Below are 8552 nucleotides of genomic sequence, written 5' to 3'. Positions count from 1 at the left end.
CCAGAGAATCAACTCATTTTATTCAAAAGAAGGCTCAGTTATTTTAAACGGAAAAATACAATTAGTATATGGTATTATTAAAATATACTACATTGTACATTTTATAAAGGATTGTGGAATAGTCGATCGTTTAAACGAAACTTTCTTTATCGTTTATTAAAGTTCCAAATGAAAATCACTTTTCTTTAAATCTGTAAATAAAGGCAGTACACTGGATGAAGAAAGGCTTTGTGAATCGAATACTGATAAAGCTTGTAATAGAGAAGGATGTGCTTGAATGGGACAAGAGATTAATAGAAGAAAAACAGAACATATTCGTCTTTGTTTGACCGAGAATGTAGAAGGAGTGAACAAAACGACAGGGCTGGAAGGAATCTCATTTATTCATAACGCGCTACCAGAAGTTAATTTTGCGGATATTAAATTACATACTCAATTTTTAGACAAACCGATACAAGCACCATTTTTAGTAAGTTCCATGACAGGCGGTTCAGAGCTTGCTACACAGATCAATGTTAACTTAGCAAAGGCCGCAGAGGAAAAAGGGTGGGCTATTGCACTTGGTTCAACACGTGCATTACTAGAGAGCGATGCTCATGAGGATTCGTTTTTAATTCGAAAACATGCTCCGTCTGTTCCGTTAATCGCGAATTTGGGAGCGGTGCAATTAAATTACGGATATGGCGTTCTAGAATGTCAACGAATTGTTGATTTAACCGAAGCCGATTCCCTTGTCCTCCATTTGAATAGCTTACAGGAGGTTGTTCAAGATGGTGGCGATTTAAACTTTGATCGATTATTACCAAAAATAGAAGAAATTTGTCGCAACGTTCACGTTCCGATTGGCGCAAAGGAAGTTGGGTTCGGTATCGATGGTACAGTAGCTGAAAAGCTATACAATGCTGGAATTGCTTATATTGACGTTGCCGGAGCCGGCGGTACGTCTTGGAGCCAGGTAGAAAAACTCCGAACAGAGGATCCTTTGCGTGAGGCAGCAGCTGAAGCCTTTAATGGGTGGGGGATACCTACGAAGGATTGCATTGTTTCTGTACGCAGTCATTTACCAGATACTCCAATAATTGCGAGTGGAGGAATGAAAACTGGCTTAGATGCAGCGAAAGCAATTACAATTGGAGCTGAAATCATTGGCTTTGCTCGTCAATTGCTTCAAGCAGCAACCGAGTCGTCAGCAGCAGTAGTTCGAACAATGGAACAAATTGAACTTGAATTAAAGATGACGATGTTTGGAATTGGCGTGAGATCACTTGAGCAATTAAAAAATACAAATCGTGTTACAATAATGGGGAAATCACTGTTAGAAGAACCCGGTATTTAACGCGTTTCCAGCATACAAACAAAAAGGATACATCTAATAATATAGGTCGTGTTGACTTACTTCTATTAGATGGTATCCTTTTTTTCTCGAAGCAACTTAGTAGCAAGTGTTTTCGGTATCTAAATTACAAACGTATAAAAAGCCGTTTTTTCACTTTGGCTTTAGGGTAACGAAAAAACAGGAGGTGACATCCTGACATTGCAGTTGATGCTTGAGAAAGGAAAGAAACCTTCATTTTAATATATGATGTGTACGTACAAATCAATCTGTGCTTTATAAGGATGTTCTATGACTTGTAAAAAAGTAGTTGTTTACTACAAGTCTGCTCAATAAATGTAAAGAAGCGCATCACTGCAAGCAGGAACTATAATGCCGTGGACAATGAACGATTACCCAGATGCCATGAAAAAGTTAAGTCGTGTCACAAAAAGAAAAGCAATTGACATTGCGAACGCGATGATTGATGAAGGGTATACCGATGGCCAAGCCATTCCGATCGCAATTGAACAGGCAAAAGAGTGGGCAAGTAATGCAAGCAATAAGGAAATTGAAAGCTATGATAAAAATGCAAATGTTACGAAACGCTCCGAGCAAGGCGAAAAATATGAGAGCAATCCCGAAAGGCTCCGAGAGGCGGAAGAAGTCGTCGCCCATAAAAATGGCTGGGCGGTACAATCATCCGGAGCGAAGCGGTCGAGTAACGTATATCGCAAGAAAAAGGATGCAATTCAACGTGCAAAGGAAATTGCTAGCAATAAAGGGACAAAAATTAAGGTATATAAAAAAGATGACGCGATTCAAGAAGAAAGGTCATTTTAAATAAATAAAACTCATCATTTTAGGGCGTAAATCAAAGGAAGAGCGTGAACAATGGTTAAAGGAGAGGCTGAACTTGCCAATCTATGAAAAATAGATTGAAGATCACCAAATATCTTCGAAGATACACAGCTCCAGATCGGGGAACAAAAACTTGGAAAAGTATCTATAATCGACGTACAGCCGTTGAACGAATTAATGCGTATCTTAAAGAGTTCTTTCAATTAAACAAAGTTCGTTACAGAACAGGTAAACGAGCAAAAGTCCATTTTAGAAGTTTTGGGGCAACCTTTTAAAATTAGTTGAGGCGTTGCCTGCGGAAAGCGGAGTGGATCCGGATGGAACACAGCAGACACCAATCTCGCTTTAAATGTTTAAGTGAATATTAAAATTCTGTTCTTTTGTGATTTTTTAAAAATGGCAATTATGAAATTGACTCAAATAAATAAGAGTTGTAATACCCGAATGCTTCTCAAAGACAACAAAAGCATCCGGGTATTTTCTGCTGTTTTTCATATTATAAAAAGAACTGTATTTGAATCGTCGGTAATACGTAAGCGAGCACAACGTTTCTAGAGTAGTGTGCGCTATGCTACAATGAAACTTAGAAAAGAGGTGTAGATAGTGAAAGTCGAAATATGGTCGGATTTTGTTTGCCCATTTTGCTATATTGGCAAACGCAGATTTGAATCAGCATTAGAGCAATTTTCAAACAAAGCACATGTTCAGGTAGAGATGAAAAGCTATCAGCTTGATCCAACTACACCTAATAATGTAGAAAAAAACATACATGAGATTGTAGCGGGAAAGTATGGTTGTTCAGTGGATAAGGCTAAAGAAATGAATGCAAATATTGAACAACAAGCAAAAGAAGAAGGGCTTACTTTTCATTTTTCTACAATGAAGCCTACAAATACATTTGATGCTCATCGGTTAGCTAAATATGCGATTGCAAAAAGCAAAGGGTTGGAAATGGCGGAACGAATTTTAAAAGCGTATTTCACCGACTCCAAACGAATTAGCAATCACGAAACATTAAGCAAACTTGCTAGTGAAGTTGGATTAAATGCAGGTGATGTGGAACAAATGTTACAATCAAATGATTTAATAACAGCTGTTCGTCAAGACCAAAAGCGAGCAAAACAAATCGGTGTGAATGGTGTTCCTTTTTTTGTGTTTAATGAAAAGTATGCCATTTCAGGGGCACAGCCAATACATGTATTTAAAGAAGTACTAGAAAAAGTGTGGCAAGAACAATTGGATGCTAAAGAAGATTTAATCGCATTGGAAGAAAGCAAAACAGAAACAACATTTTGTACGGATGGAAAATGTCAGACGAATGAATAAGGATTCGATTTCAAGTGTGTAATTTAGTTTACTCTTGCTCGTTATCGAATGAAAAGCGTACAAAAGGAATGTAAAACCGTATTTCGATTGTTTGTTGTATAAATTTAGGTCGTGTATGTTTAGTAGTTGTATAAATTTACTTCATTAGATATTATGTTAAAACACTATCTAGTCGATCGATTTGACCTGATCCCAATGTTTGCATTTAACCTACTTTTAAAGGTAAAATAAAGTATAAGAATCGTTCCCTGTACGAAGTGTTAAATGAGAACGCCGTATAGCCGACCTTAGAAAAGGTCGGTATTTTTATATTCCGGATTAAGGCAAGGGTGGAGCTAGTGAATCAGAAAAAAAAGGCAAATAAAAATAGCTTAAATAAAAGAGAACGTCTACATACTGAAGACCAGTATGCATCGGTCGTTAAAGAGTTGGAAGATATTAAGTATGCACTTGATCAGTCAGCCATTGTAGCTATAACGGATCAAAAGGGAACGATACAATATGCAAATGATACATTTTGTGAAATCTCAAAGTATACAAGAGAAGAATTAATTGGACAGAATCATCGTTTATTGAATTCAAGACACCACCCTAAGCAATTTTTTCAAAATATGTGGAAAAAAATTAGTGCTGGTGAAACGTGGCAGGGTGAAATAAAGAATAAGGCAAAGGACGGCACGTATTATTGGGTACACACGACAATTGTTCCTTTTTTAAATGAAAAGGGACGGCCGTATCAGTATGTATCGATACGCAATGATATGACCGAGCGAAAAAGAGCAGAGCAAAGAAATTACCATTTAGCGTATCATGATATGTTGACAAATTTACCGAACAGGCGACTTTTTCTGAAAGAGTTAAGAAATGCTGTGCATGAAGCGGATCCGGCTGTAACAAAATTTGCTGTAATGTTTATTGATTTGGATAAATTTAAATATGTTAACGACTCATGGGGACATGAAACAGGCGACTTGATTTTAACTGCAGCAGGAAGACGAATTCAAGACGCTATTCCTTCCACAGATGTTGTTGGGAGGCTAGGTGGTGATGAATTTGCTGTCATAGCAGCAAACATACAAAGTAAACAGGATGCCGCAAAGCGAGCAGAGCAAATCGTACAAAAAATGGAAGAGCCTATGGATGTTGCTGGAAGAAACTATGTATTATCGTGCAGTATCGGGATTGCTCTATACCCAAATGATAGTATGGTCGAAGATGAGTTGCTATCAAAAGCAGACACTGCACTGTATGAAATAAAAAGTAATGTTCGGAAACGATTTATATTTTTCACAGAAGATATGGAACAAAAATCATTAGAGAGAATCATGCTTGAAAATGAATTGAAAAAAGCAATTAAACAGAACCAATTTCATTTAGACTATCAGCCAAAAGTAGATTTAGCCCGTCAAAAGCTTGTTGGGCTCGAAGCGCTAGTTCGTTGGAGCCATCCAGATCTTGGTATAATTCAGCCAAGACAGTTTATTCCAATAGCAGAGGAAACGGGGTTGATTGTTCCATTAGGAAAGCTCATACTTAAGCAAGCCTGTTTGCAAAACAAAGAATGGCAAAATAAAGGATACTCACCTTTAAAAATGGCTGTAAATATTTCTCCACAGCAGCTTGCTCAGCCAGATTTTTTGAATACAGTGAAGGAAGTGTTACAAGAGACAAAATTAGACCCAAAGTGGTTGGAACTGGAAGTGACGGAAAGCGTCATAATTAATATGAACAAATCGATCCAATTACTGAATGCGATTAAAGAAATTGGTGTACAAATTTCAATCGATGATTTTGGAACTGGTTACAGTTCATTTAGTTATATAAAACAGTTGCCTGTTGATACGTTAAAAATTGATATGTCCTTTATCCAAGATATTAATGAAAATAAGGAAAGTAAGGCTATCGTACAAGCAATCCTCACTTTAGCAAAATCGTTAAATATCCAGGTTTTAGCAGAGGGTATTGAAAATGAAGAACAATTAAAAACGTTAAATCAAGAAGGGTGTATGCATGGTCAAGGTTTTTTATTAGGAAAGCCTCTTGCGAATGAAAAACTTGAACGCTTGCTACGAGACTTTAAATAGCGCGTCAGGAATGATTTTAACCGAGCTGTAACACTGGTTAAACTAATTGACTCAATCTTGTCATATATATGTACTTGCTATTACTTACGCTTGTATGTTTGAATAGCATTAGACTGTTTATGAAATGAGGGAAAGAACATATGAATAAATGGATACAAATTGTCGCAGTTCTTATTTTAGCTTTTGGACTGGCGGCATGCAGTGACAAAACAGAAGATAAGAAGAATGAAACAGATCGTGAAAATAATGCTACTAGTCAAGAGATTGAGATTGCGGATGAAGAAGTACTGGACAACGATGAAGTTGTAGTTAATATTAATGGTACCGATATTTTAGGTGAAAAGTATAACAATATATATCCTCAAGTTAAAGCACGAGCAACTCAAACAGGAGAAGAGGTTGATCAAGAGCAATTAAAGGAACGGACAATTGATTCGTTAGTGGAAAGAGAGTTAGTAATGCAACGAGCGAAACAAGAGGGGATCGTTGTCGATGATGCTGAAGTTGAATCTGAATTCGAAAAAATAAAAACAGCGAACGGGGAAGGCTTAACTACATTATTAGATCAGTTTCATTTAACAGAGGCTGGTTTTCAAGAGCAATTGAAATTCGAACTGACGTTAGAAAAGTATACGAAGGAAATATCAGATGGGAAAGTGTCTGATGAAGAAATTGAAACGTACTACGACCAATTGAAGGAAAATAACGAAGATTTACCGGAGCTCGAAGAATTAAAGGATAGTATTAAAGCGACAATTGAACAACAAAAATCGTTGCAGGAAATTCAAAAAGTAATTGAGGAAATGAAAGAAAAAGCAACGATTGAACGAAACGTTTAAAAAAATACGGTTGATAGCGTACTGGCTAACGAGTAAAGCCGTACTCATCTGAACCGAAACAAGTGATTAAGTATGACCACTTGTTTCGGTTTTTATTTTGGTTCGAGTGGAATTTTTTCTTAACTTGCTTGCTAACTTTCTAATAACGTGTCGCTTATACTCGCTTCATCGGAAATAATTGTTACATTCGAGTGAGCTTGTAAAATGGAGGCTGGAACGAAAGGTGTTACGTCGCCATGTAGCGTATGTTTTAGTGCAGTACGCTTTTTTGATCCTGATACAAGTAGTAAAATCTCTTTGCTATCCATAATCGTATCGATGCCCATTGTAATAGCCTTTGAAGGGACTGCTTCTGATGGTTTGAAAAATTTCGAATTCGCTTGGCGTGTCATTTCATCGAGCTGAACAATATGTGTGCGCTTGTTAAAGGGCGTATGTGGTTCATTAAATCCAATATGGCCATTTTCTCCTAGACCTAATATTTGTAAGTCAATGGGACCTCTTGTTTTAATGAGCTGCTCATAGTGTGCGCATTCTTTTTCTAAGTTGGGCGCTAAGCCATACGGCAAAAACGTGTTCTCTGGGGAAATATCAATGTGAGAAAATAGGTGCTCGGACATATAGTAATGGTAGCTGTTCGGATGATCACTAGGTAGTCCGATGTATTCATCTAAATTAAACGTCGTTGCTTTTTGAAAGGAAAGCTTTTTTTGTTTATATTTTTCTACTAATTTCGCGTATAATTTAATTGGAGTTGACCCGGTAGCGAGTCCTAGAACAGGAGCTTCTATACGATTTATTTTGTCGACAACAAAGGAACAAGCTAAACTAGCGAGCTCTTCGTTGTTTTTTACGGTTATCATTTTCATGCTACTCACCTCTATATGCAATTTTACCTTGACATATTGTATATTTTACTTGGAAATCTTGATCGAGTAGTACGATGTCTGCATCTTTTCCTACTGAAATGCTTCCTTTAGTACCGTAGATGCCTAGTTGTTTCGCTGCATTCTCTGATGTTATCTTTATTATGTCGTGCATCGTTACACCTTCCATAGAAAAGAAAAATTTTGCAGCTTCGTTCATTTTCAGTACACTGCCTGCCAATGTACCATCTTGTAATGTAGTTTTTTTTCCTTTGACGGTGACAGCTTGACCACCGAGCTCGTATAACCCATCTGCCAATCCCTTTGCTTTCATTGCATCCGTTATTAAAATAAGTCGGTTACTCCCTATATTGTTATAAATAATTTGTAGCATTTCACGTGATACATGTATATTATCTGCAATAATCTCAGCATACAGCTCTGGCAATAAAAATGCTGCTCCAATCATACCAACATCTCGATGATGCAGGCTTGGCATCGCATTACATAAATGCGTAATTTGACGAACGCCATATTGCTGTACGGCCTTTTTTAGGTCAGTGTAAGCAATTGCAGAATGACCTGCAGATACTATAATGCCGTTATTTGCTAAATGGGTGATGAAGCCCCCATCCACATCATGCTCAGGTGCAAGTGTGATTGTTTTTATTTTATTGCTGGCAAGCGATTGCCATTTTTGAAATAATGCGAGATCAGGCTTAATAATATGTTCTTCAGGCTGTGCTCCTTTTTTATCCTTTTCAATAAATGGGCCCTCTAAATGGATACCAAGCATTTGAGCTTGATTTTCTTTATTAAAATAACTTCCAACATTTATTAATGCATTTTCAATATGTGCTTCCGCCTGTGTAATGGTTGTAGCTAGAAAGCTTGTTGTCCCTTCCCTTGGCAAAGCTGAAGCAATAGTGTCTATAGCTGCTTCGGTAGCGTCCATTACATCTGCCCCATTAGCACCATGAATATGGGGATCAATAAACCCTGGAAGGGCAATAAGGTTTGTTCCGTCAATTATATCGGCATTTGGAGGTAGTGAGTCATGCTCTAGAATTTCTTGAATTACGCCATCGTTGATAAGAAGGGAGCTGTTCGTTTGCATAGTACTTTCGGTATATACCGTTACGTTAAAAATAATCAACGGACGATTTTTTTTCATAGCTTTTTCAACTCCCTTTATATGGTACTGCTAAAGATGGTCTTGATGTCTAGTAGCTCATACCGACTCCGTTTTTTTCGTAGTTCACTA

At 37.3% G+C, this 8552-nt stretch carries 7 protein-coding genes and 1 pseudogene; 6 read left to right on the top strand and 2 right to left on the bottom strand.

The features are described 5' to 3' along the window. Positions 1-277 precede the first annotated feature (277 nt). From fni to ACLIBH_RS07020, 6 genes and pseudogenes are all read left to right on the top strand, one after another. Entirely contained in the window at positions 278-1336 is a 1059-nt protein-coding gene (gene fni / locus ACLIBH_RS07045; RefSeq protein ID WP_439315991.1) for a type 2 isopentenyl-diphosphate Delta-isomerase, read from the top strand. Positions 1337-1705: 369 nt separating this feature from the next. Further along, positions 1706-2155, top strand: coding sequence for a DUF2188 domain-containing protein (locus ACLIBH_RS07040; RefSeq protein ID WP_439315990.1), 450 nt, complete (start codon positions 1706-1708; stop codon positions 2153-2155). A 95-nt stretch (positions 2156-2250) separates the two neighbouring features. Then, positions 2251-2424, top strand: a pseudogene (locus ACLIBH_RS07035) (IS5/IS1182 family transposase); the annotation flags it as partial. Between the two features lie 352 nt (positions 2425-2776). Continuing rightward, a complete protein-coding gene (locus tag ACLIBH_RS07030; RefSeq protein ID WP_439315989.1) occupies positions 2777-3499 on the top strand; it encodes a DsbA family oxidoreductase in 723 nt (240 codons plus the stop codon). Positions 3500-3837: 338 nt separating this feature from the next. Then, complete coding sequence (locus ACLIBH_RS07025) at positions 3838-5583, top strand: putative bifunctional diguanylate cyclase/phosphodiesterase (protein WP_439315988.1); 1746 nt, start codon at positions 3838-3840, stop codon at positions 5581-5583. Positions 5584-5723: 140 nt separating this feature from the next. After that, positions 5724-6422: a SurA N-terminal domain-containing protein gene (locus ACLIBH_RS07020; protein ID WP_439315987.1), complete on the top strand. Its 699-nt coding sequence runs from the start codon at positions 5724-5726 to the stop codon at positions 6420-6422. A gap of 131 nt (positions 6423-6553) precedes the next feature. Here the strand turns inward: ACLIBH_RS07020 and nagB are convergent, their stop codons facing one another. Together nagB and nagA are read right to left on the bottom strand one after the other, a co-directional pair. Then, positions 6554-7291, bottom strand: a complete 738-nt coding sequence (nagB, locus tag ACLIBH_RS07015) for a glucosamine-6-phosphate deaminase (RefSeq protein ID WP_439315986.1) — start codon at positions 7289-7291, stop codon at positions 6554-6556. A gap of 1 nt (position 7292) precedes the next feature. Next, complete coding sequence (gene nagA / locus ACLIBH_RS07010; protein WP_439315985.1) at positions 7293-8462, bottom strand: N-acetylglucosamine-6-phosphate deacetylase; 1170 nt, start codon at positions 8460-8462, stop codon at positions 7293-7295. Between the last annotated feature and the right edge of the window lie 90 nt (positions 8463-8552).

Origin of the sequence: Virgibacillus sp. W0430, from assembly GCF_051846935.1 — a bacterium.
In the GTDB taxonomy this organism is placed as follows: Bacteria; Bacillota; Bacilli; order Bacillales; family Amphibacillaceae; genus JBPYCR01.
The sequence above is the reverse complement of the archived record's forward strand: the minus strand, read 5'-3'. Positions and strand labels throughout refer to the sequence as shown.